At 62.7% G+C, this 20,979-nt stretch carries 22 protein-coding genes and 1 pseudogene; 13 read left to right on the top strand and 10 right to left on the bottom strand.

Translation table 11 applies throughout. The features are described from left to right. Positions 1 to 62: 62 nt before the first annotated feature. Complete coding sequence (locus tag GGR23_RS09660; RefSeq protein WP_183366052.1) at positions 63 to 473, bottom strand: ester cyclase; 411 nt, start codon at positions 471 to 473, stop codon at positions 63 to 65. Between the two features lie 134 nt (positions 474 to 607). On the opposite strand from GGR23_RS09660, the gene GGR23_RS09665 reads away from it, so the two are divergent. Continuing rightward, positions 608 to 1,501: a LysR family transcriptional regulator gene (locus GGR23_RS09665; protein WP_183366054.1), complete on the top strand. Its 894-nt coding sequence runs from the start codon at positions 608 to 610 to the stop codon at positions 1,499 to 1,501. Positions 1,502 to 1,527: 26 nt separating this feature from the next. On the opposite strand, the gene GGR23_RS09670 is transcribed toward GGR23_RS09665, so the two are convergent. Both GGR23_RS09670 and GGR23_RS09675 read right to left on the bottom strand, forming a co-directional pair. Further along, a complete protein-coding gene (locus GGR23_RS09670) occupies positions 1,528 to 1,722 on the bottom strand; it encodes a hypothetical protein (RefSeq protein WP_183366056.1) in 195 nt (64 codons plus the stop codon). A 73-nt stretch (positions 1,723 to 1,795) separates the two neighbouring features. Next, complete coding sequence (locus tag GGR23_RS09675) at positions 1,796 to 2,638, bottom strand: manganese catalase family protein (protein ID WP_183366058.1); 843 nt, start codon at positions 2,636 to 2,638, stop codon at positions 1,796 to 1,798. A 373-nt stretch (positions 2,639 to 3,011) separates the two neighbouring features. Here GGR23_RS09675 and GGR23_RS09680 point away from each other — a divergent pair, with 373 nt between their 5' ends. From GGR23_RS09680 to GGR23_RS09720, 9 genes and pseudogenes are all read left to right on the top strand, one after another. Next, positions 3,012 to 4,055 carry a septal ring lytic transglycosylase RlpA family protein gene (locus tag GGR23_RS09680; RefSeq protein ID WP_183366060.1) on the top strand — a complete coding sequence of 348 codons (1,044 nt, stop codon included), beginning with the start codon at positions 3,012 to 3,014 and terminating at the stop codon, positions 4,053 to 4,055. Positions 4,056 to 4,211: 156 nt separating this feature from the next. Next, positions 4,212 to 5,447, top strand: coding sequence for a D-alanyl-D-alanine carboxypeptidase family protein (locus tag GGR23_RS09685; protein WP_183366062.1), 1,236 nt, complete (start codon positions 4,212 to 4,214; stop codon positions 5,445 to 5,447). An 82-nt stretch (positions 5,448 to 5,529) separates the two neighbouring features. Beyond that, the gene (tmk, locus tag GGR23_RS09690; RefSeq protein ID WP_183366064.1) at positions 5,530 to 6,240 is read left to right on the top strand and encodes a dTMP kinase; all 711 of its coding nucleotides are present in this window, start codon (positions 5,530 to 5,532) and stop codon (positions 6,238 to 6,240) included. Next, positions 6,237 to 7,259 (top strand): DNA polymerase III subunit delta', encoded by a 1,023-nt coding sequence (locus GGR23_RS09695; protein WP_183366066.1) that lies wholly within the window; start codon positions 6,237 to 6,239, stop codon positions 7,257 to 7,259. Before tmk ends, GGR23_RS09695 begins: the two co-directional genes overlap by 4 nt. Positions 7,260 to 7,332: 73 nt before the next feature. Further along, positions 7,333 to 8,895, top strand: a pseudogene (metG, locus tag GGR23_RS09700) (methionine--tRNA ligase); the annotation flags it as partial. A gap of 4 nt (positions 8,896 to 8,899) precedes the next feature. After that, positions 8,900 to 9,679, top strand: a complete 780-nt coding sequence (locus GGR23_RS09705; protein WP_183366070.1) for a TatD family hydrolase — start codon at positions 8,900 to 8,902, stop codon at positions 9,677 to 9,679. 3 nt (positions 9,680 to 9,682) lie between these two features. After that, positions 9,683 to 10,501: an MBL fold metallo-hydrolase gene (locus GGR23_RS09710; RefSeq protein ID WP_183366072.1), complete on the top strand. Its 819-nt coding sequence runs from the start codon at positions 9,683 to 9,685 to the stop codon at positions 10,499 to 10,501. A gap of 35 nt (positions 10,502 to 10,536) precedes the next feature. Further along, positions 10,537 to 11,484 (top strand): DMT family transporter, encoded by a 948-nt coding sequence (locus tag GGR23_RS09715; RefSeq protein WP_210296921.1) that lies wholly within the window; start codon positions 10,537 to 10,539, stop codon positions 11,482 to 11,484. Between the two features lie 133 nt (positions 11,485 to 11,617). Beyond that, positions 11,618 to 12,055 carry a DUF4864 domain-containing protein gene (locus GGR23_RS09720; RefSeq protein WP_183366074.1) on the top strand — a complete coding sequence of 146 codons (438 nt, stop codon included), beginning with the start codon at positions 11,618 to 11,620 and terminating at the stop codon, positions 12,053 to 12,055. 55 nt (positions 12,056 to 12,110) lie between these two features. On the opposite strand, the gene tgt is transcribed toward GGR23_RS09720, so the two are convergent. The 5 genes from tgt to coaD form a co-directional block, all read right to left on the bottom strand. Beyond that, entirely contained in the window at positions 12,111 to 13,277 is a 1,167-nt protein-coding gene (gene tgt / locus GGR23_RS09725) for a tRNA guanosine(34) transglycosylase Tgt (protein ID WP_183366076.1), read from the bottom strand. Further along, complete coding sequence (gene queA, locus GGR23_RS09730; RefSeq protein WP_183366078.1) at positions 13,274 to 14,362, bottom strand: tRNA preQ1(34) S-adenosylmethionine ribosyltransferase-isomerase QueA; 1,089 nt, start codon at positions 14,360 to 14,362, stop codon at positions 13,274 to 13,276. Before queA ends, tgt begins: the two co-directional genes overlap by 4 nt. A gap of 81 nt (positions 14,363 to 14,443) precedes the next feature. Then, positions 14,444 to 14,953, bottom strand: a complete 510-nt coding sequence (locus tag GGR23_RS09735) for a peptidylprolyl isomerase (protein WP_183366080.1) — start codon at positions 14,951 to 14,953, stop codon at positions 14,444 to 14,446. A gap of 86 nt (positions 14,954 to 15,039) precedes the next feature. Next, positions 15,040 to 15,603, bottom strand: coding sequence for a peptidylprolyl isomerase (locus GGR23_RS09740; RefSeq protein ID WP_183366082.1), 564 nt, complete (start codon positions 15,601 to 15,603; stop codon positions 15,040 to 15,042). 33 nt (positions 15,604 to 15,636) lie between these two features. Beyond that, positions 15,637 to 16,134 (bottom strand): pantetheine-phosphate adenylyltransferase, encoded by a 498-nt coding sequence (gene coaD / locus GGR23_RS09745; RefSeq protein WP_183366377.1) that lies wholly within the window; start codon positions 16,132 to 16,134, stop codon positions 15,637 to 15,639. A 358-nt stretch (positions 16,135 to 16,492) separates the two neighbouring features. On the opposite strand from coaD, the gene GGR23_RS09750 reads away from it, so the two are divergent. Both GGR23_RS09750 and GGR23_RS23435 read left to right on the top strand, forming a co-directional pair. Further along, a complete protein-coding gene (locus tag GGR23_RS09750) occupies positions 16,493 to 16,633 on the top strand; it encodes a hypothetical protein (RefSeq protein WP_183366084.1) in 141 nt (46 codons plus the stop codon). 68 nt (positions 16,634 to 16,701) lie between these two features. Next, on the top strand, positions 16,702 to 16,824 hold the full coding sequence (locus GGR23_RS23435) for a hypothetical protein (protein WP_281375702.1): 123 nt from the start codon (positions 16,702 to 16,704) through the stop codon (positions 16,822 to 16,824). Positions 16,825 to 16,929: 105 nt separating this feature from the next. Here GGR23_RS23435 and gyrA read toward each other — a convergent pair whose 3' ends face one another. Then, positions 16,930 to 19,722 carry a DNA gyrase subunit A gene (gene gyrA / locus GGR23_RS09755; RefSeq protein WP_183366086.1) on the bottom strand — a complete coding sequence of 931 codons (2,793 nt, stop codon included), beginning with the start codon at positions 19,720 to 19,722 and terminating at the stop codon, positions 16,930 to 16,932. 295 nt (positions 19,723 to 20,017) lie between these two features. Between gyrA and GGR23_RS09760 the strand changes: the two genes are divergently transcribed. After that, a complete protein-coding gene (locus GGR23_RS09760) occupies positions 20,018 to 20,641 on the top strand; it encodes a MarC family protein (protein WP_183366087.1) in 624 nt (207 codons plus the stop codon). A 23-nt stretch (positions 20,642 to 20,664) separates the two neighbouring features. On the opposite strand, the gene GGR23_RS09765 is transcribed toward GGR23_RS09760, so the two are convergent. Continuing rightward, positions 20,665 to 20,934 (bottom strand): DUF1272 domain-containing protein, encoded by a 270-nt coding sequence (locus GGR23_RS09765; protein ID WP_183366088.1) that lies wholly within the window; start codon positions 20,932 to 20,934, stop codon positions 20,665 to 20,667. Between the last annotated feature and the right edge of the window lie 45 nt (positions 20,935 to 20,979).

Below are 20,979 nucleotides of genomic sequence, written 5' to 3' on the forward strand. Positions count from 1 at the left end.
CCGCGGGGATTCCCATAAAACAGAAAGGCCGGCGTCACGGGACGCCGGCCTTTTTCGGTTTTTCAGGCGGCCCAGCCAAGCTGGCGGGCCTGCGCGCTGCCGTCACGAACACCGTAGCGGCTGGTAATCCGGCCGTTATCCACGGTGAACCACTCGATCGCGGTGAGTTCGAATGTCTTGCCGGTCGCAGGAAATCCGCGGAAGGGCTGGACGGACTTTCCCGTTTCGCGAAAGCGCACCGCAACGACATTGCCCTCCTCGATGATTTCGCAGACCTCCAGATGCATGGAGAGTGCTTCGTGGAGGTCCTTCCAGATCGGCATGGCAAAATCGACGTTTCCCTTGCCGAGCACGCCATAGATCGCGGCGTCGTCGCTGAAGAGGGACTTCAGGCGCTGAAAATCGCCTTTGTTCATCGCGTCGACATAGTCGAGAACGATCTGCTTTCTGGATGGGTTTTCTGCTGCCGACATGCTTGTCTCCGTCTGTTTCTTTGCGGGAGCGCCAGTGCCCGCCGCTTTCTGTGGCAGACGATCTAGCACTGGGCGAGGCTTTGCGCCTCTGGCGAGACTTGCAGTTTGGTTCTGCATCGGTGCAGAATGAGCCTATGTATGACTGGGCCTCCATCCGCGATTTTCTTCTAACCGCCCGGCTGGGCTCGACGCTCAAGGCCGCACAGGCGCTCGGTGTCAACCAGACGACCGTCATGCGACGGCTCCGCCAGCTGGAGGCGGATCTCGGGCTGTCTCTGTTTCACCGCCACCAGCAGGGCTACCGGCTGAGCGCCGAGGGACAGGAACTTCTCCCGCTCGCGGAAGAAATGGAGCGGCAGGCGGAGGCGCTCGGGGCGAAGGCACGGGAGAGGGGAAGGCAGCTCAAGGGCACGCTCAGCATCACCGCTACCGAGCTGGCGGCTGTCAGGCTTCTGGCGCCGGCTTTGCCTGCCATCCGCCAGCAATTTCCCGATGTCTCCGTCAAGATCGTCACCACCGATGCCAGGCTCGATCTTCAGCGCGGGGAGGCGGACATTGCCATCAGGGCGGGTGGTGCGAATGAACAGCCGGGTATCGTCCGGCAGCGGTTGCCGGATTCCGTCTGGGCCATCTATGGCGGCATGGCGCTTCTGGAGACGATGGGAGAACCTGCCGAGGAGGCGGCGCTTGCCCGTTATCCGGTGATCGCCGGCGACGGACCGCTTGCGCTTGCGGAGCCGCTGGTCTGGCTGGAGCGGCAGGCGGGGGAGGGTGCGGTCGTGCACCGCTCGAACTCCTTACCGGGACTGCTGGCCGCGACGAAAGCGGGGCTGGGTCTTTGCGCACTCCCGGCCCTTGCCGCCGGGATGGAGGACGGCCTTGGCCTTTGCGGTGCATTGCGGCGTTTCCCGTCACCGGTATGGCTCTGCTATCACGAAACGCGAAAGGCCGATCCGGTGCTGCGACCGGTCGCAGCCTTCCTTACCCAGCAGATACGGCAAAAGCGCCAGCTCCTCGAGGGGAGCTGACATGCGTTGCGGTATCAATCCATTGGTCAGTTCGGGCCGGGCTTTCCCGGGCCGCCCTTTTCGGTAGCGCCCATGCTGTCGGCGCCGGGGGCAGGGCTCTTGCCTGGAACGCGGCCTCCCGGCTGCAGGCCGGATGCGAGGCCTCTTGTGCCGGACGGCCCTTCCGCCGAAGGATTGACGGTGCGGTCATCCTTGCCTTCATTGCCGCTTGTGCTTGTCATGGTCCGGATCTCCTCTGGTCAGAATGGGGTCCGCGCGGCCTCACGGGAGGCTGCGCGGCTGTGCATGTTGGTCTCAGACCGGAGGCTGCGCCTGCTCCTGCTCCACCTGGGCTCCGCCCCCCGGTTTCGCGGGCGAAAGAACCGGTTTCTGGCCAAGCGGCTCCATGATGCGGGTCGAGAAATCGCCCTTGCCATCCGGCGATGTGCCTTCCGACCAACGACCGGGGGCAGGTTCGCTGCCGTCGTGCTGGAAGCCGAGATAGGCGTAGCTGAATTCCTGCTGTTCCTTGTCCTGCGGGAAGCTGTTCGGAATGGGAAACACGCTGGTTGCCGGCCCGAGCTCCTGAAGTGCGGCAAGCCACTGGTTCTGATGCATCGTGTCGCGCGCAATCAGGAAGGACAGCATCTCCTTCATGCCGGGGTCGTCGGTCATGTTGTAGAGCCGAACCGCCAGCACCCGGCCGGTGGATTCTGCCGTGACATTGGCCGTCATGTCGGCGGCAATGTTGCCGCTCGCATAGATGTGCGACATGTCAAAGGGCACCCCGTCGGAATCGACCGGCATCGCCGCGAGGCCCGCCGAAAGAAGGTTCTTGAGGTTCATGCCGCCGAGCACCGCCCCGCCCACGGGATCAGCCGCGACCTCTTCCCTCAGGCTGAGGGGAGCGCCTTCGAGGTTCATCGCGACGGCAGTCGCCAGCATTTCGATATGGCCGAGTTCCTCGGCGGCGGTGTTCATCAGCATGTCGCGGAACTTCGGATTTCCGCGTGCGCCGCAGGCCTGGAAGAAATACTGCATGGCCACGCGGATTTCGCCCTCGACGCCGCCGATGGCCTGCTGGAGAGCGCGTGCGAAGAGGGGGTCCGGACGCTCGACGCGAACCGGAAACTGCAGCTTGTTGTCGGTGTAGAACATGGATGTCTCCTTGCGGATGGGGTCTCAAGGGATGCCCCGCTGCAACAGATGGACCATAGGTTTGTTCCACGAAAAGTTGCGTTCAGCCGATATTATGTGATTATTATTCGCTTATTGCACGCTTAACGTGCTGTAACCCCGGAGATGCGACCGAGCCGAACCGGACTGCGGAGCGCGATCCCGGAAGCGGAGGGCAGGGGGTGGAAACCCTGCGTTAACCATGCCGGCAAGTTACGCTCCGTTCTCCACAATTTAATTCGCATTTTCGCCATCTTCGAAGCATGTTCTGGCGACGGAGCCCGCGCACACGGGGGATCGTGGATTCACGGTCGGGGCGCGGCAGGCCGGTTTGTATTGCGTTGAGGGTGACATCATGAGCCGTGGCGAGCGGGGCTGTTTTTCCAAGGGTACGGGCATTCGATGGCTGGTCCTTGGTGCGATCTGCGTCGGGCTTGCCTCCTGCGGCACGGTGAAACCCCAGAAGACCTCCGGCAAGCGCAGCAAGGAATATTTCGCCGAATCCGAGTACGGGGTGAAAGCAAGTCCCCGGGTTGCCTATGGCAAGAACATCCCCAAGGGCGGCGGCCGCTACATCGTCGGCAAACCCTACGTGGTGAGGGGCAAGCGCTACGTGCCGAAGGAAGACTTCGGCTATGACAAGGTGGGCGTCGCCTCCTGGTATGGTTCCGCCTTCCACGGGCGACTGACCGCCAATGGCGAGGTTTATGACCTGCAGGGACTGACGGCGGCGCATCCGACGTTTCCGCTTCCGAGCTATGCCCGCGTCACCAATGTCGAGAATGGCGCGTCCATCATCGTGCGCGTCAACGACCGCGGTCCGTACCACTCGAACCGCCTGATCGACCTCTCCGGCAAGACCGCCGAAATGCTCGACCTCAAGCACAGCGGCACGGGCAAGGTGCGCGTGCAGTATGTCGGCAAGGCCCGCATGGATGGACACGACATGCCTTTCCTGATGGCCTCCTACCGCCCGAAGGGCAGCCGCGGCCCGCAGATCGCGCCTGAAGGCCAGATTGCAACGGGTGTCATGGTCGCTTCCGCCGAACCGCTTCGCAAGCAGGTGCAGACGCTGGATGCCCAGGCCTCGGCCATCGGCTACGGCGGCAATACGCCCAGCGCCAGCTATCAGGACGCGGCACAGCCCTTTGCCGCCATGCCGTCTGCAGCTCCGGCACCGATGGCAGCCCCCGCAGAAATGGCAAGCTTCCCGGCGCTTCCCGACGTTGGTCCGTTCCCCTATGAGCGCCCGATGTACACGCTCGGCACGATGTCCGCTGCCTCTGCCTATATCGAAGTTCCGGCAAATGCGGACGGTCCCTTCGATGCGGTGCTGAAATTCAAGGGCGAGCTGACGCCGGAATCGATCCTCGCCTCCTATCACCGCAACAATTCCTGACGCGGAGAGCCCTGCCGATCCGGCCGGGGTTGCGTTGCAAGGATGCCGCGCCTCGTCCCTGTATGGCGGGAGACAGCGCTATTTCCCCGCCGCTGCGCTTGGCAAGAGGCGCCGCCTGCCGCTAGATGAGGCAAGTTCGGGTGGACGAGAATTGTGATGAAATTTCAGCTGGTTTCGCTTCGTGCGCCGACATGGACGGTATCGCCGGTCAGGCTGTCTGCCCTGGCTCGCCTGGTGACACAGACATTGGCTGCCACAGCGCTTTGTCTTTCGGCCGGTCTTCGGGTTCAGGCAGCCGAGACGGGATCTTCCGCTTTCGAAACCAAGGCCAAACAGGCCTATCTCATCGAGGGCAAGACCGGGACAGTCCTTCTCGCCAAGAACGAGAACGAAGCCATAGCCCCCGCGTCCCTCGCGAAGATCCTTGTTGCCGAAACAGTGGCGGGCGCTCTTGCCAACCGGGAGACCACGCTGGAGACGGCCTATCCGGTGACGGAGCATGCCTGGCGGACCGGGGGCGCCCCTTCCGGTACTGCGACGATGTTTGCAGCGCTGAAGTCAACCATCCGGGTAGACGACTTGCTGAAGGGCGTGATGGTGCTTTCGGCCAATGACGCCTGCATCATCCTGGGTGAGGGCATATCGGGCTCCGAAACACAGTTCGCCGAGCGCATGACCAACCGCGCTCGCGACCTGGGGCTCAAGGTGACGACCCTCAGGAACGCGACCGGCTTGCCTCATCCTGACAACAGGACGACGATGAAGGAGCTGGTGCTTCTGTCGCAGCATTTCCAGCAGACCTATCCCGACCTCTACAAGACATACACGCTTGCCGACTTCGAATGGAACAAGATCCGCCAGCGCAACCGCAATCCTCTGGCAACGCAGGGGCTGGGGATTGACGGACTGGCGACCGGCTTTACGGAAGGGCAGGGCTATTCCATCGCAGCCTCCATCGAGCGCGATGGCAAGCGCCTCTTCGTGGCTCTCGGCGGCCTCGCCAACGACAAGGAGCGCCAGGAAGAAACCAAACGGGTGCTCGAATGGGGGCTCTCGAGCTTCGACTACCGCAAGCTGTTTGCCGCCAACGAGGCCGTTGGGGAGGTAAGCGTCTACGGTGGCGTTTCGTCCCATGTGGAGGTTGCGGCAAAGGAAGAGGTGCAGGTCTTCGTGCCTGTTTCCAATCCGGAGCGCATCACCGGTCACATCACCTACAAGTGGCCGATCTATGCACCGGTCGAGGAGGGTCGCGAGGTCGGGCGGCTTTCGCTCTATGCTGGTCCCAAGCTGCTGCGGGAGGTGCCGCTTTATACCCGCCAGCGTGTGGAGGAGGGCGGTCTGACCGACCGTGCGTTTGACGCCGTGAAGGAGCTTCTGCTTTTCTGGTGGTGACGGGCAAAAAGCGGCATGGCCTGCGCCCGGAACGGTTTGCCTGGAATCGAAGTTCGATTAAAGGAAGAGCAGGGGTGGCCCCATGGCCGCCGGTTTCAGGAAGGTTTCCTTGGCGCGATCCGGTCTATTCATCAGCTTCGAAGGGGGAGAAGGGGCAGGCAAGTCCACCCAGATCCGCCGGCTTTCGGCTGCGCTTAGGGCGAAGGGCCACGATGTGCTGGTCACGCGCGAACCGGGAGGGTCGCCGGGTGCCGAGGCCGTTCGCCACGTGCTGCTGAACGGGGCAGCCGAAGCCTATGGCACGCGCATGGAAGCCCTGCTTTTTGCCGCCGCCCGATCCGACCATGTGGAGCAGGTGATCCGGCCTGCGCTCGAACGAGGCACTGTCGTGCTCTGCGACCGCTTCATGGACAGCTCGCGGGTTTACCAGGGCGTGACGGGCAATCTCGAACCTGACTTCATCGAGGCGCTGCAGCGCGTTGCCATCAACGGCGTGATCCCGGATCGCACCATCATTCTGGACATTCCCGCCGAACTCGGACTGGAGCGGGCCCGAAGCCGGGGTCAGGCCGTGAGCACGGGGCCCGACCGTTACGAGAAGGAAAAGCTGGAGACGCACGAAAAGCGCAGGCACGGCTTTCTGGACATCGCCATCCGCGAACCGGAGCGCTGCAAGGTGGTGAATGCTGCTCGCAGCGAAGATCTCATCGCAGCCGAAATCCAGAAGCTGGTCGAAGTGCTGCTGAGGCCGGAACCCGGCAAGGCCCGGCGCAAGGCAGACGTCATTCGATGAGCGAGAACGATCCCGCCCTTCTGGACGGCGCCATTCCGCCGCCTGCAAACACCAAGCTGTTCGGCCATGCGCAGGCGGAAGCTTTTCTTGCGGATTCCTATCGCTCGGGCAAAGGGCATCATGCGGTGCTCATCGAGGGACCGGAAGGCATCGGCAAGGCCACGCTGGCCTTTCGCTTCGCGGCCCATGTGCTGGCGAACGAGAACCCGCTTGCCGCACCGGATCATCTCGCCGACCCCGATCCCGATTCGATCATCGGCCGGCAGATGGCCTCTGGCGCATCCCATAACGTCCTCCACATCGAACGTCCCGTGGACGAGAAGAGCGGTCGGCTGAAGAGCGCCATCACCGTCGATGAGGTACGAAGGCTGGGAAAGTTCTTCGGGCAGACATCGGGTTCCGGCAACTGGCGCATCGCCATCATCGATCCCGCTGATGACATGAACCGTAACGCGGCGAATGCGCTTCTGAAGATCCTCGAAGAGCCGCCTAAAAAGTCACTTCTGCTTTTGCTCACGCATTCTCCCGGCAAGCTCTTGCCCACCATCCGCTCCCGCTGCATGCGTTTGAGGCTGGAGCCGCTCGGCGCAGCGGACATGGAAAACGCGCTCGCGCATCTTGGTGTCGCCGTGCCGGCCAAGGACCGGGAGACGGTGCTATCTATGGCCGGCGGCAGCGTCGGCGAGGCGCTCAAGCTGGTGAATTACGGCGGTCTCGATATCGTGGCCGCATTCCGCGATATTCTCGCAACCGAAGGACCCCAGCGCCGGCGCAAGATGCACAAGCTTGCCGACGTGCTGGCCGCCAAGGATGCGGACATCATCCATGCCTTCTTCATCGGTCATGTGACCGAGGAACTGATGCACATGGCCCGGGGAGCGGCCATGGCAGGCAATCTGCCGGAGGCGGACCGGCTTTCGCGTCTTTCCACGCAGGTGGCGGAGCGGATCGCCATTTCCCAAGGCTACAATCTCGACAAGAAGCAGACAATCATTTCCATCCTCGAGGCCTTCGGCTGACGCTTTCGCCAAACTTGCTGTTTCACCTGCCGCCAACATGCGCTAAGAGCGGGCAGCCAATAGATTTCAAGACCATCGGACAACCCGGACCATGACGGACAAGACGCCTTTTTACATCACGACCGCGATCTCCTATCCCAATGGCAAGCCCCATATCGGCCATGCCTACGAGCTGATTGCGACGGATGCCATGGCGCGCTTCCAGCGGCTGGATGGACGCGATGTCTTCTTCCTGACGGGTACGGACGAGCACGGCCAGAAGATGCAGCAGACGGCCCGCAACGAAGGCATCACCGCGCAGGAGCTGGCCGATCGCAACTCGGCCGAATTCCGCGCGATGACCACGCTGCTGAACGCCTCCAACGACGATTTCATCCGCACCACCGAACAGCGCCATCACAAGACCGTGCAGGAGCTGTGGCGCCGCATGGAACAGAATGGCGACATCTACAAGGACAGCTATGCGGGCTGGTACTCGGTGCGCGACGAAGCCTTCTATGCCGAGGACGAGACCGAGGTGAGGGCGGATGGCGTGCGCTATGGTCCGCAGGGCACGCCGGTCGAATGGGTTTCCGAGGAAAGCTATTTCTTCCGCCTTTCCGCCTATGGCGACAGGCTGCTTGCCCATTACGAGGCACACCCCGACTTCATCGGCCCGGCCGAGCGGAGGAACGAGATCATTTCCTTCGTGAAATCCGGTCTCAAGGATCTGTCGATCTCGCGCACCACCTTCGATTGGGGCATTCCGGTGCCCGGCGATCCGGCCCATGTGATGTATGTCTGGGTGGATGCGCTGACCAATTATCTGACGGCCACCGGCTGGATCGAGGGCGGGGAGCGGGCGCGCTTCTGGCCAGCCAGCATCCACATCATCGGCAAGGACATCATCCGCTTCCACGCGGTTTACTGGCCGGCCTTCCTGATGTCTGCCGGCGTGCCGCTGCCAGAGCGGGTCTTCGCTCACGGCTTCCTGCTCAACAAGGGCGAGAAGATGTCGAAGTCGCTTGGCAACGTGGTCGATCCGGTGAACCTGGTGAACCATTTCGGTCTCGATCAGGTGCGCTACTTCTTCCTGCGCGAAGTGTCCTTCGGCCAGGACGGGTCTTATAGCGAGGAACAGATCGGCATCCGCATCAATGCGGACCTTGCCAACGGCATCGGCAATCTTGCAAGCCGCTCGCTCTCGATGATCGTCAAGAACTGCGAGGGTGCAATCCCGTCGCCGGGCGCGCTGACCGATGCGGATCAGGCGATCCTGAAGCTTGCCGACGAGACCATCGCCATTGCCCGCGAGGAAATGAACCGGCTGCAGATCCACAAGGCGCTGACAGCGATCATCGCCCTCGTTTCGGAAGGCGACCGGTATTTCGCAGGCCAGGAGCCCTGGGCGCTGAAAAAGACCGATCCCGCCCGCATGGCCACCGTGCTTTACGTCACGGCGGAGGTCGTGCGGCAGATCTCGATCATGCTTCAGCCCTACGTTCCCGGGTCCGCTGCCAAGCTGCTCGATCTCGTGGCGGTTCCGGACGATCGCCGTTCCTTCGAATGGCTGGGCGAAAAGGGCCGCCTGACCGCAGGCACCCCTCTCGTGGCACCGACGCCGGTCTTCCCGCGTTACGTCCCCAAGGAGGACTGAGCCGGTGCTGATCGATACCCATTGCCATCTGGACTTCCCGGATTTCGCGGAAGAGCTGGATCAGGTCGTTGCCCGCGCCCACGCAGCCGGCGTGAAGCAGATGGTGACCATCTCGACACGGGTTCGCAAGCTGCCGCAACTCCTTGCGATCTGCGATCGGTTTCCGTCGATTTTCTGCTCGGTCGGCACCCATCCGAACAATGCGGACGAGGAACTGGACGTGACGGCGGACGAGCTGGTGCTGCTTTCCGAAAATCCGAAGGTGGTGGCCATCGGCGAGGCGGGCCTCGACTACTTCTACGATACCCAGAAGCCCGCCGACCAGAAGGCGGGACTGCTCGTTCACATCGAGGCCGCGCGTCGCACGGGCTTGCCGCTCGTCATTCACAGCCGCTCGGCGGACGAGGACATGGCGGCGATCCTGACCGAGGAAACGGGGAAGGGGGCCTTCCCCTTCATCCTCCACTGCTTTTCAGCCGGGGCAGAGCTGGCCCGCGTGGGCGTGGAGCTTGGCGGCTACGTGTCCTTCTCCGGCATCCTGACCTTCCCGAAATCGGAAGACATCAGGGCGATTGCAGCCACGGTTCCCATGGACCGGCTGCTGGTCGAGACGGATGCGCCGTATCTCGCGCCGAAGAAATGGCGTGGAAAACGCAACGAGCCGTCCTATGTGGTCAACACGGCGGAATTCCTGGCCGAGGCAAAAGGCGTTTCCTACGAGGAGATGGCCGCCGCAAGCACGGAAAACGCCTACCGGATTTTCTCCAAGCTGCCGAGGATCTGACGCGTGGCAACCATCCGGCGTTTCACCATTCTGGGCTGCGGCTCTTCGCCGGGTGTGCCCCGCATCACCGGGGACTGGGGCGCCTGCGACCCGAACAACCCGCGCAACAGGCGGCTGAGGGCAGCCTTTCTGGTCGAGCAGATCTCAGAGGATGGCGGCCGCACGACCGTTGTTGTCGACACCGGACCGGACTTTCGTCAGCAAATGATCAATGCAGGCGTGCAGCACATCGACGCCGTGCTTTACACGCATGCCCATGCGGACCATCTTCACGGCATCGACGATCTGCGAGGCTTCTTCCACGTCACCCATAATCGCATTCCGATCTATGCCGAGCCGGTGACCATGGAACGGATACGCCAGGGTTTCGGCTATTGCCTCGAGACGCCGCCGGGATCGAGCTATCCACCCATCGTGCGCGCGGAGCTGATCGAGGACCTCGAGAAGCCCGTCGTCATCGACGGCGCCGGCGGTCCGATCGCGTTCCAGCCGCTGAAGCAAATCCATGGCGACATCGTCTCGCTCGGCTTCCGGATCGGCGATCTGGCCTATTGCAGCGATGTCAGCGACTTTCCGGAAGAAACGGTCGAGAAGCTGTTCGGCCTCGATGTGCTGATCATCGACACGTTGCAGTACCGATTCCACCCGAGCCATCTTTCGATGGAGCAATCCATGGGCTGGATCGAGCATTTCCAGCCGAAGCGCGCCGTGCTGACGCACATGCATACGCCGCTCGATTACGAGACCGTGATGGGCGAAACGCCGCCGCATGTGGAGCCCGCCTATGACGGGCTGGTCATCGAACTTGCCGTGAAGGTCTGATTTTCGGGAGAAGCACATTGGATGTCCGCAGGCCCATGGACCTACAGGCGGTTCTGCTGATGCTGTTGTGCTGCTCGATCTGGGCGGTCCAGCAGGTCGGATTGAAAATGACTGCGGCCGATGCGCCTCCGGTGCTTCAGATCGGACTGCGTTCCGGTATTGCTGCGGGCTGTGTTCTGATCCTCATCGCCATTCGGCGTGAGCGTATCTCTCTCGCGCGGAACCTGCTGGTGGCGGGCATCGGGGCGGGACTGGTCTTTTCGGTCGAATTCGTGCTCGTCGGCGAGAGCATCAAATTCACCTCTGCATCCCATGTGGTGGTTTTTCTCTATACAGCGCCGATCTTCGCGGCGCTCGGCCTTCAGTGGATCCTGCCGTCCGAGCGGCTCGCTGCCATGCAGTGGGCCGGCATCGCGCTTGCTTCCGCCGGTATTGCGATAGCCTTTCTGGGACATGGCGCCGACGCCCGGCAGGAGCTGCCGCAGATGCTGGTCGGCGATATCTTCGCGCTGCTTGGCGGCGCATGCTGGGGGCTCTCGACGGTGATCATTCGGGGAACGGCGCTGAGCCGCGTGCCCGGTGCCCACACGCTGTTCTACCAGCTGGCAACGGGCTTCCTCTGCATGACGACCGCGGCGGTCCTGATGGGCGAAAGCACAATCACGCCCGGTCCCGCAGTGTTCGCCAACATTGCCTTTCAGGGGCTTGTCGTTTCCTTCATCAGCTACCTTGTCTGGTTCCAGCTTCTGACGAAATACAAGGCCGGGCAGCTCGGTGTATTTTTCCTTCCTGACGCCCATACTGGGTGTCGTGGCAGGCATAGTTCTGCTGGACGAGCCTCTGACCGGCGAATTCGTGGTCGGCGCCTTGTGCGTGCTGGCCGGCGTCATTACCGTCAGCGCTTATCCATGGCTGCGCAAGAACAAGGGCAATCCGGTTCGCTAAGCTGGTCTCCGGCAGATATCAACCAGATAGTTCCATAATCTGTCTTATCCAACTCGCGCGGAAGCATCAGGGCGTTTCGGCGGGCTTTACGGAAATGCATGGGCACCTCTTTCCGACCTCGCCGATCCGCACTAGGTGAATGTTATTGTCCGCTTCGAACGGAGTTCCGCCATGCTGACTTTCCTGATCCGTTGCCTGGTCCTCGGCTTTCTTGTTGTCGGATTTCAGCGCGGTCCTGCTCTCGCGGCCGATGATCCCGCAGTGCTCGCGCAGCGCGTGATTGCCAGGCAGATCCAGGCCTTCCTTTCGGACGACGCGGAGACCGCCTACAGCTTCGCGTCACCTGCGATCCGTGGGCTGTTCCCTGACAAGGACCGGTTCTTCGCCATGGTGCGCAAGAGCTATCAGCCGGTGTATCGGCCCGGCAATTTCGCCTTCGGCCGCTCGCGCGTGATCGAGGATGGTGCGGCCGTCTTTCAGGAAGTGCTGATCCAGGGGCCGGATGGCATGGACTGGTCGGCGGTCTATGAAATGCTGCGCCAGCCCGACGGGACATACAAGATCAATGGCGTCCAGATGTTCAAGAACACCGCCAGCCAGGGCATATGACGGGTTGAACGGGCAGGGGAGCCCCCTACCCTAAGGTTATGAAATTTCCCATATATTAGACCGGATCGATATCGCCCTTGGCCCACATTTCCTGGGTTTCTGCCATGAAATCGGCGAACCGGCCTTCTGCGATCGCCTTGCGGATGCCCTGCATCAGTTCCTGATAGTAGGCAAGATTGTGCCAGGACAGAAGCATGCCGCCGAGGGCTTCGTTGGCGCGCACCAGATGGTGCAGATAGGCGCGCGAGTAATCGCGGCTTGCGGGGCAGCTCGATTCCTCGTCGAGCGGACGCTTGTCCTCGGCGTGGCGGGCATTGCGGATGTTCACCTTGCCGCGCCGTGTGAAGGCCAGCCCGTGGCGGCCTGATCGGGTCGGCATGACGCAATCGAACATGTCGATCCCACAGGCCACCGATTTCAGGATGTCGTCCGGCGTTCCCACCCCCATCAGGTAGCGCGGTTTCTCGGTCGGCAGGACGGGAAGCGTGGCGTCGAGCATGCGCAGCATCACCTCCTGGGGCTCGCCCACGGCAAGGCCGCCGACCGCATAGCCCTTGAGATCGAGTGCCTTGAGACCCTCGGCGCTCTTCACGCGCAGGGCCTCGATATCGCCGCCCTGGACAATACCGAACATCGCCTTGCCCGGCTGGTCGCCGAAAGCGACCTTGCAGCGCTCTGCCCAGCGCAGCGACATTTCCATCGCGCGCTGGATTTCCCTTGGTTCTGCCGGCAGCGCCACGCATTCGTCGAGCTGCATCTGGATGTCGCTGTCGAGGAGCCCCTGGATCTCGATGGAGCGCTCGGGCGACATGTGATGTTCCCGGCCATCGATATGGCTCTTGAAGGTCACGCCCCGCTCGTCGAGCTTGCGCAGGCTGGACAGCGACATGACCTGGAAGCCGCCACTGTCGGTCAGAATCGGGTGCGGCCAGCGGATGAGCTCGTGCAGGCCACCGAGGCGCGCAACGCGTTCCGGGCCAGGTCTCAGCATCAGGTGATAGGTGTTGCCGAGAATGATATCGGCACCCAGATCCCTCACCTGGTCGAGATACATGGCCTTGACCGTCCCGACGGTCCCGACGGGCATGAACGCAGGCGTGCGGATCGTGCCGCGGGGCATGGTAATCGTGCCAAGGCGCGCCTTTCCGTCCGTCTTCTTCAGATGGAACTGGAAGGTTTCGGTTGGCGCATCGCGCAGCGTATCGTCATAGGCAGGGGTCATCGGTCGTTCCGGAAAAGCAGGCTGCTATCGCCATAGGAGTAGAAGCGGTAGCCCGTGGAAATGGCGTGTTCATAGGCGCTGCGCATGGTTTCCAGCCCGGAAAAGGCGGAAACCAGCATGAAGAGCGTGGATTTCGGCAGATGGAAATTGGTCATCAGCACGTCCACCGCGCGAAAGCGATAGCCGGGCGTGATGAAGATATCGGTGGCGCCGGACCACGGTCGGACGGTGCCATCCTCCGCGGCCGCGCTTTCGAGCAGCCTGAGCGACGTTGTGCCGACGGATACGATCCGCCCGCCCCTCGCCTTCACTGCATTCAGAGCGGCGGCGGTTGCGGTGCTGACATGGCCTATCTCGGAATGCATCTTGTGATCGGCTGTATCGTCGGCCTTGACCGGTAGGAATGTACCCGCTCCCACATGCAGCGTCACGAAGTGCCGCTCGATGCCCGCGGCGTCGAGCTTTGCGAAGAGTTCCGGCGTGAAATGAAGGCCTGCGGTCGGGGCGGCGACGGCCCCCTCCTCCCGGGCGTAGATGGTCTGGTAATCCTGACGATCGCGCTCGTCCTCGTGCCGCTTGGCCGCGATATAGGGTGGCAGCGGAATGTGGCCGACGGTTGCGATGGCCTGGTCGAGATCGGGGCCGGACAGGTCGAAGGCAAGCTCGATCTCGCCCGCCTCGCCTTTCTCAGCCACCGTGGCCACCAGCGTGCCGAGCAGGCAGGCTTCTCCCGCCCCGCTGCCGAAATCGATCCTGTCCCCGGCCTTGATGCGCTTGCCGGGACGGGCAAAGGCCTTCCAACGGCTGGCACCCACCCGCATGTGCAGCGTGCATGAGACTGCGGTGCGCTCGGCCCCCTCGCGCAGACGAAAACCTTCGAGTTGCGCGGGGATGACCTTGGTATCGTTGAACACCATGGCATCGCCGGGCTTCAGGAAATCGGCTAGATCTCTGACGATCCGGTCGGAGAGCTCCGGCGCTTCGCCGGGCTTGACCACCAGCAGACGCGCGCTGTCGCGCGGTTCGGCGGGCCGAAGCGCGATGTTTCCCTCGGGCAGGTCGAAATCGAACAGGTCTACGCGCATGATGCGCCCTTCCCCCTTACAAAGCGAAACCCGCCCGGCGCCTTGGCGACATCGGGCGGGCTGTATCCTGAAAATGTCCGATCAGAGATCGGCGGCAACCCGCATGGAAACGATCACGTCGGGATCCTTAACCGGCTCGCCGCGCTTGATCTGGTCGACATTTTCCATGCCTTCGATCACCTGGCCCCAGACCGAGTACTGGCGGTTCAGCCAGGGTGCATCGGTGAAGCAGATGAAGAACTGCGAGTTGGCGGAGTTCGGGTTCTGGCTGCGGGCCATGGAGCAGGTGCCGCGCACATGGCTCATGTTGGAGAATTCCGCCTTCAGGTCCGGCTTGTCCGAGCCGCCCATGCCGGCGCGGGCCGGGTTGAAGCTGTCGGACCCCTGCTTGCCGTACTGGACGTCGCCGGTCTGGGCCATGAAGTCCTCGATAACGCGGTGGAACACCACGCCGTCATAGGCCTTCTCGCGCGCCAGTTCCTTGATGCGGGCCACATGGCCGGGGGCCACGTCGGGAAGAAGCTGGATCACCACCTTGCCTTTGGTGGTTTCCATGACGATCGTGTTTTCCGGATCCTTGATCTCGGCCATGTCTCATCTCCTTTACCGGGGCGCTCAGGCCCCATCATTCTCGGGGCGGCGCTCAGCCGCCCGTGACTGTTGCAGGTGCCGGCGCCTTACTGCGCGCCGACGGTAACCTTGATCATGCGGTCCGGGTCGCTCACCTCGCCGTTCTGACCTTCGCCGCGCTTGATCTTGTCGACCGCTTCCATGCCGGACACCACCTTGCCGACGACCGTGTACTGGCCGTTCAGGAAATCGCCCGGAGCGAACATGATGAAGAACTGCGAGTTTGCAGAGTTCGGGTCGGCTGCACGCGCCATGCCGACGGTGCCGCGTTCGAACGGCTTGTCGGAGAATTCGGCAGGAAGGTCCGGCAGGTCGGAACCGCCCGTCCCGGCGAGCGAGGGATCGTAACCCTTGTCCGCATTGCCGTATTTCACGTCGCCCGTCTGGGCCATGAAGCCCTCGATCACGCGGTGAAAGACGACGTTGTCGTAGGCGCCCTTGGAGGCGAGCTCCTTGATGCGTTCCACGTGCTTCGGCGCCACGTCGTTGGCCAGCTCGATCACGACGGGACCGTCCTTCAGCTGAATGGTCAGCATGTCGGCTGCGCGCGCCACGCCCGTGAGGGAGGCGGCGACCAGAAGTCCGGCAAAGGCCAGTTTGAAGATCTTCATGAATTCTCCGTTCTGTTCAGATCGCTGATGGCTTTATCGTTTCTGCATCCTGGCGGAAAGCGCTGCCAGCACGTCCTTCGGAACGAAGGGGCTGACGTCCCCGCCCATGGCCGCTATCTGGCGCACCAATGTGGCCGTTATGGGCCGCGAGACCGTGCCGGCCGGCAGAAACACCGTCTGCACGTCGGGTGCCATGCGGCTGTTCATCCCCGCCATCTGCATCTCGTAATCGAGATCCGTGCCATCACGCAGGCCGCGGATAAGGATGCGCGCACCGTTGGCCCGCGCGGCATCCACCACGAGATTGCTGAAGGAAACCACGGAAACTCGCCCGCTGGCCTCGGGAAGCGCGCTCGCCAGCGACGCCTCGATCAGCGCTGCACGCTCTTCGAAGGTAAAGAGCGGAACCTTGCCCGGATGAATCCCGATCGCCACGACCACCCTGTCGGCGATGTTCAGCGCCTGAAGCAGCACGTCCATATGGCCATTGGTCAGCGGGTCGAAGGAGCCCGGGTAGAAGGCGGTCGTCATGGTCGGTCCGATACGAATGTCAGGCATGCCTTTTGTCACGGATGGGCCTCAACCGCAAGCCTCGGCCCCGTCCGAGCGAAGCGGGCAAGATGAACGCCAGATGAATGGCCCATTCAAGATGGTTTCAGGCGACGGATGGTTAAAAGATGGTCATGGAACCGAAAAGGGGGTTCGGCGGTTGTTCGACAGGCCGCCCGGACCAACGGCGGCTCCTCCCGGCAGAGCACGGGAGAAGGAGGCCTGGAAATGTTTGCCATCGTGCTTAACGCATTGCCAAGGACCCTTCACCGGATTTGCCGCGTTCCCGTTTAGACTCCAGATACCAAACATCCGGAAATTATATTGGAGGTTCAACCAGATGCCCGACAAGATTACGATGATCAGCGTGTGCTGGATGACCCTGATGGGCGCGATGTTCGCCGCCATGCTGACGCTGGCAGACAGCGACCCGGCTGCGATCCACCACACCACGTCTCGAGTCGTAACCGCCCATTCATAAAGGCGTCCCATGCTCTAGGCCGCCGGGTCCCGATGGTCTCCGGATTAGGAGGGATAAGAGAGATGGTAATGAGTCTGATAATGCTCGCCGCCCTCATTGGCCTGATGTTCTTCGGAAGCATGGTCTCCGCCTTTTCGGAGATGCGCCGCGAACAGCATGAAGGCGAACAGATGCCCGCACTGAAGCCCTAGTCGTCGCAGCCGCGCCGAAAAGGCAGAGTTTCAAAACAAGAAGCCGGAGGCTCTTCCAAGCCTCCGGCTTTTTCATTGCGCTTCATGGCAAGAAGCAGGGGCGCCTCAGGCGCCCTCGCCCTCGCCTTCCTCAGCAGGTGCGTCCACGGCCGCTTCCACCACTTCGGCATCGGCAACCGGATCGTCATCGCCTTCCGGCTCGCTGATGCGCTCGACGGAAACCACCTTCTCGTCCTGTGCGGTGGAGAAGATCGTCACGCCCTTGGTGGCGCGGCTTGCAATACGGATTCCGTCGACCGGCACGCGGATGAGCTGCCCGCCATCGGACACGAGCATGAGCTGGTCTTTCTCCTCGACGGGGAAGGCCGCGACCAGTTCGCCGATTTCCGTCGTCTTCGAGGTGTCGGTGGCGCGGATGCCCTTGCCGCCACGGCCCGAGATGCGGAAATCGTAGGACGAAGACCGCTTGCCGTAACCCTTCTCGGAGACGGTCAGCACGAACTGCTCCCGCGCCTTGAGCTCCTGGTAACGTTCGTCGGTCAGGTCTCCACCCTCGGTGACTTCCTCGCCGACCAGGGCGATATCCTCCTCGTCGACGCCACTCGCGCGCCGCTCGGCAGCGGAGCGTTTCAGATAGGCGGCCCGCTCCCAGGCTTCAGCATCCACATGGCTGATGATCGTCATGGAGATCAGACGGTCGCCCTCTGCCAGCGAAATGCCGCGCACCCCGATGGAGTTGCGGCCCGCAAAGACGCGCACGTCGTCCACGGGGAAGCGGATCGCCTGGCCGAGCGCGGTGGTCAGCAGCACGTCGTCCCGATCGGTGCAGGTTTCGACCGAGAGGATTTCGTCGCCGTCATCCTCCAGCTTCATGGCAATCTTGCCGTTGCGGTTCACCTGCACGAAATCGGAGAGCTTGTTGCGGCGCACCGTTCCGCGTGTGGTGGAGAACATGACGTCGAGATTATCCCACGTCGTTTCGTCCTCGGGCAGCGGCATGATCGTCGTGATGCGTTCGCCCTGCTCGAGCGGAAGCATGTTGATGAGCGCCTTGCCCTTGGACTGCGGCGTGCCGATCGGCAGGCGCCAGACCTTCTCCTTGTAGACGATGCCACGGGAGGAGAAGAACAGCACGGGCGTATGGGTATTCGCCACGAAGAGCCGGGTGACGAAATCCTCGTCGCGCGTCGCCATGCCGGAGCGGCCCTTGCCGCCGCGGCGCTGGGCGCGATAGGTGGTCAGCGGCACGCGCTTGATATAGCCGAGATGCGAAACGGTGACGACCATGTCCTCGCGGGCAATCAGGTCCTCGTCGTCCATGTCGGGGCCGCCATCGACGATTTCCGTGCGGCGGGGCGTACCGAACTCGTCGCGGATCGCGGCCAGCTCGTCCTTGACGATGGTCTGGATGCGCAGGCGCGAGGAGAGGATGTCGAGGTAATCCTTGATCTCTCCGCCGATCTTGGCGAGCTCGTCGCCGATTTCGTCGCGGCCGAGAGCCGTCAGGCGGGCAAGGCGCAGTTCGAGGATGGCACGGGCCTGTTCCTCGGAGAGGTTGTAGGTGCCGTCTTCGTTGATGCGATGGCGCGGATCGTCGATCAGAAGGATCAGAGATTCCACGTCGGCCGCCGGCCAGCGGCGCTCCATCAGCTGCTCGCGCGCCGTCTGCGGATCGGGCGCGTGGCGGATGAGGCGGATGATCTCGTCGATATTCGCGACGGCAATTGCCAGACCGACCAACACATGCGCCCGCTCGCGCACCTTGCGCAGCAGGTACTTGGTGCGGCGGCTCACCACTTCCTCGCGGAAGGCGACGAAGGCGCGCAGCATGTCCAGCAGCGAAAGCTGCTCCGGCTTGCCGCCGTTCAGTGCCACCATGTTGCAGCCGAAGGAGGTCTGCAGCGGGGTGTAGCGGTAAAGCTGATTGAGGATGACCTCCGCATTCGCATCGCGCTTCAGCTCGATGACGACGCGATAGCCTTCACGGTCGGATTCGTCGCGCAGATCGGAAATGCCCTCGATGCGCTTCTCGCGCACCAGTTCGGCCATCTTCTCGATCATCGTCGCCTTGTTCACCTGGTAGGGTACCTCGGTGATGATGATCTGCTCGCGGTCGCCGCGCATCGGCTCGATGCGGGCACGGCCGCGCATGATCACGGAGCCCCTGCCCGTCTCGTAGGCCGACTTGATGCCGGCCCGGCCGAGCACCAGCGCGCCGGTCGGGAAGTCGGGGCCCGGGATGATCTTCATCATCTCCGGCAGGTCGATGGCCGGATCGTCGATCAGCGCGATGCACCCGTCGATAACCTCGGCGAGATTGTGCGGCGGAATATTCGTCGCCATGCCGACGGCGATGCCGCCCGCGCCATTGACCAGCAGGTTCGGGAACTTGGCGGGAACGACGACCGGCTCCTGCAGGGTGCCGTCATAGTTGTCGCGGAAATCGACGGTTTCCTTGTCGAGATCGTCGAGCAGCGAATGGGCGGCCTTCTGCAGGCGGCATTCGGTGTAGCGTTCGGCTGCCGGCGGGTCGCCGTCGATGGAGCCGAAATTGCCCTGGCCGTCGATGAGCGGAAGCCGGAGCGACCAGTCCTGCGCCATGCGGGCCAGCGCGTCATAGATCGCGAGGTTGCCGTGCGGGTGGTATTTACCCATCACGTCCCCGGTGACGCGGGCGCATTTGACGTATTTCTTGTTCCAGTCGATGCCCAGTTCCGACATGCCGTAGAGGATGCGCCGGTGCACGGGCTTCAGGCCGTCGCGCACGTCGGGCAGCGCACGGCTCACGATCACGCTCATGGCGTAATCGAGATACGACCGCTGCATTTCCTCCATGATGGAAATGGGTTCGATGCCTGGGGGGAGCTTCCCGCCGCCTGGTGTGGATAGATCAGTCAATTCGGATCACGTGCTCTGTTGAGAATCAGTCAGATTTTTATAGCGGAAAGCGCCCGGAAGCGCCAATTTCTGGGGCGTTTCAGGCCGTTAGCGCAGGGTTTTACACAGGAAGTGAGCCATTTCGAAGGCAGCCGTCGAAAACGCTCCCTGCGGCGGCGCAAGTGCGGTATAACGGCTCCTGCAGCTCCCTTCGGCACCGGTCGTGCAATCGGAAAGGTTTGCTCCTATAGTCCTTCTTCAGACCGGTGCGATTCCGGTTCCGAGAGCTATCCGTCCTGCAGGAGAAAAGACGCCCATGGAAGCGCTGATCAGTGCCTTTACGACGCTCATCGTGACGCTCGATCCGCCCGGCATGGCGCCCCTCTTCCTCGGACTGACGGCGGGGATGAACCGCGAGCAGCGCAAGCAGGTGGCGGTTCGCGGCTGTCTCATCGCCTTCGGCATCCTGGCGGTCTTTGCGCTGTTCGGTTCGAAGGTGCTCGGCACGCTCGGCATCTCCATCGGTGCCTTCCGCATTGCCGGGGGCATGCTGCTTTTCTGGATTGCGTTCGAAATGATCTTCGAGAAGCGCCAGGAGCGCAAAGAGAAAACCTCTGAAGTGGCAATCACCAAGGATCACATCCACCACGTCGCCGTGTTCCCCCTTGCCCTGCCGCTGATTGCGGGACCGGGCGCGATCTCCGCCACCATCCTGATTGCCGGTGCCATGCCCGGTACGCTGGAGCGGGTGGAGCTTCTCGGCGTCATCGGCTTCTCGATCGGTCTCCTGTTCCTCGTCATGCTGATTGCAGACCGCTTCGACAAGCTGCTCGGGGTGACCGGGCGGGCCATCATGACGCGGCTTTTGGGCGTGATCCTGGCCGCGCTATCGGTTCAGTTCGTCGTCGACGGCATCAAGTCGGCATTCAAGCTGCTCTGACCGCAGCGGAGCGTCCCCGACCCTCAAGCCGTCCGCCGTCTGGCACGCACCTCCTTGCAGGCGCTCAGCGATGACAGCACGCGCTTTTCCGACGCGGGGTACTTTTCGAGCAGGTGCGCCGGCCTGATCGGCCGCGAGACGAGATTTCCACCGCAATTCGGGCAGCGCATCCCCAGCACGCCCTCGGCGCAGTCGAGGCACCAGGTGCATTCGAAGGTGCAGATGAGCGCTTCGTCGCTTTCGGGCGGCAGATCCCGGTCACAACATTCGCAGTTCGGCCTGAGCGCGAGCATCAAGTGTCTCCCTGAAACGAAAAACCCGCCTGGTCAGGCGGGTTC

Source organism: Gellertiella hungarica (genome assembly GCF_014197145.1).
GTDB lineage: Bacteria > Pseudomonadota > Alphaproteobacteria > Rhizobiales > Rhizobiaceae > Gellertiella > Gellertiella hungarica.

Bases quoted from the DNA above. Each gene is read 5' to 3' on its own strand.
- GGR23_RS09660 (WP_183366052.1), bottom strand. From the start codon at position 473: ATGTCGGCAGCAGAAAACCCATCCAGAAAGCAGATCGTTCTCGACTAT.
- GGR23_RS09665 (WP_183366054.1), top strand. From the start codon at position 608: ATGTATGACTGGGCCTCCATCCGCGATTTTCTTCTAACCGCCCGGCTG.
- GGR23_RS09670 (WP_183366056.1), bottom strand. From the start codon at position 1,722: ATGACAAGCACAAGCGGCAATGAAGGCAAGGATGACCGCACCGTCAAT.
- GGR23_RS09675 (WP_183366058.1), bottom strand. From the start codon at position 2,638: ATGTTCTACACCGACAACAAGCTGCAGTTTCCGGTTCGCGTCGAGCGT.
- GGR23_RS09680 (WP_183366060.1), top strand. From the start codon at position 3,012: ATGAGCCGTGGCGAGCGGGGCTGTTTTTCCAAGGGTACGGGCATTCGA.
- GGR23_RS09685 (WP_183366062.1), top strand. From the start codon at position 4,212: ATGAAATTTCAGCTGGTTTCGCTTCGTGCGCCGACATGGACGGTATCG.
- tmk (WP_183366064.1), top strand. From the start codon at position 5,530: ATGGCCGCCGGTTTCAGGAAGGTTTCCTTGGCGCGATCCGGTCTATTC.
- GGR23_RS09695 (WP_183366066.1), top strand. From the start codon at position 6,237: ATGAGCGAGAACGATCCCGCCCTTCTGGACGGCGCCATTCCGCCGCCT.
- GGR23_RS09715 (WP_210296921.1), top strand. From the start codon at position 10,537: ATGGACCTACAGGCGGTTCTGCTGATGCTGTTGTGCTGCTCGATCTGG.
- GGR23_RS09720 (WP_183366074.1), top strand. From the start codon at position 11,618: ATGCTGACTTTCCTGATCCGTTGCCTGGTCCTCGGCTTTCTTGTTGTC.
- tgt (WP_183366076.1), bottom strand. From the start codon at position 13,277: ATGACCCCTGCCTATGACGATACGCTGCGCGATGCGCCAACCGAAACC.
- queA (WP_183366078.1), bottom strand. From the start codon at position 14,362: ATGCGCGTAGACCTGTTCGATTTCGACCTGCCCGAGGGAAACATCGCG.
- GGR23_RS09735 (WP_183366080.1), bottom strand. From the start codon at position 14,953: ATGGCCGAGATCAAGGATCCGGAAAACACGATCGTCATGGAAACCACC.
- GGR23_RS09740 (WP_183366082.1), bottom strand. From the start codon at position 15,603: ATGAAGATCTTCAAACTGGCCTTTGCCGGACTTCTGGTCGCCGCCTCC.
- coaD (WP_183366377.1), bottom strand. From the start codon at position 16,134: ATGACGACCGCCTTCTACCCGGGCTCCTTCGACCCGCTGACCAATGGC.
- GGR23_RS09750 (WP_183366084.1), top strand. From the start codon at position 16,493: ATGCCCGACAAGATTACGATGATCAGCGTGTGCTGGATGACCCTGATG.
- GGR23_RS23435 (WP_281375702.1), top strand. From the start codon at position 16,702: ATGAGTCTGATAATGCTCGCCGCCCTCATTGGCCTGATGTTCTTCGGA.
- GGR23_RS09760 (WP_183366087.1), top strand. From the start codon at position 20,018: ATGGAAGCGCTGATCAGTGCCTTTACGACGCTCATCGTGACGCTCGAT.
- GGR23_RS09765 (WP_183366088.1), bottom strand. From the start codon at position 20,934: ATGCTCGCGCTCAGGCCGAACTGCGAATGTTGTGACCGGGATCTGCCG.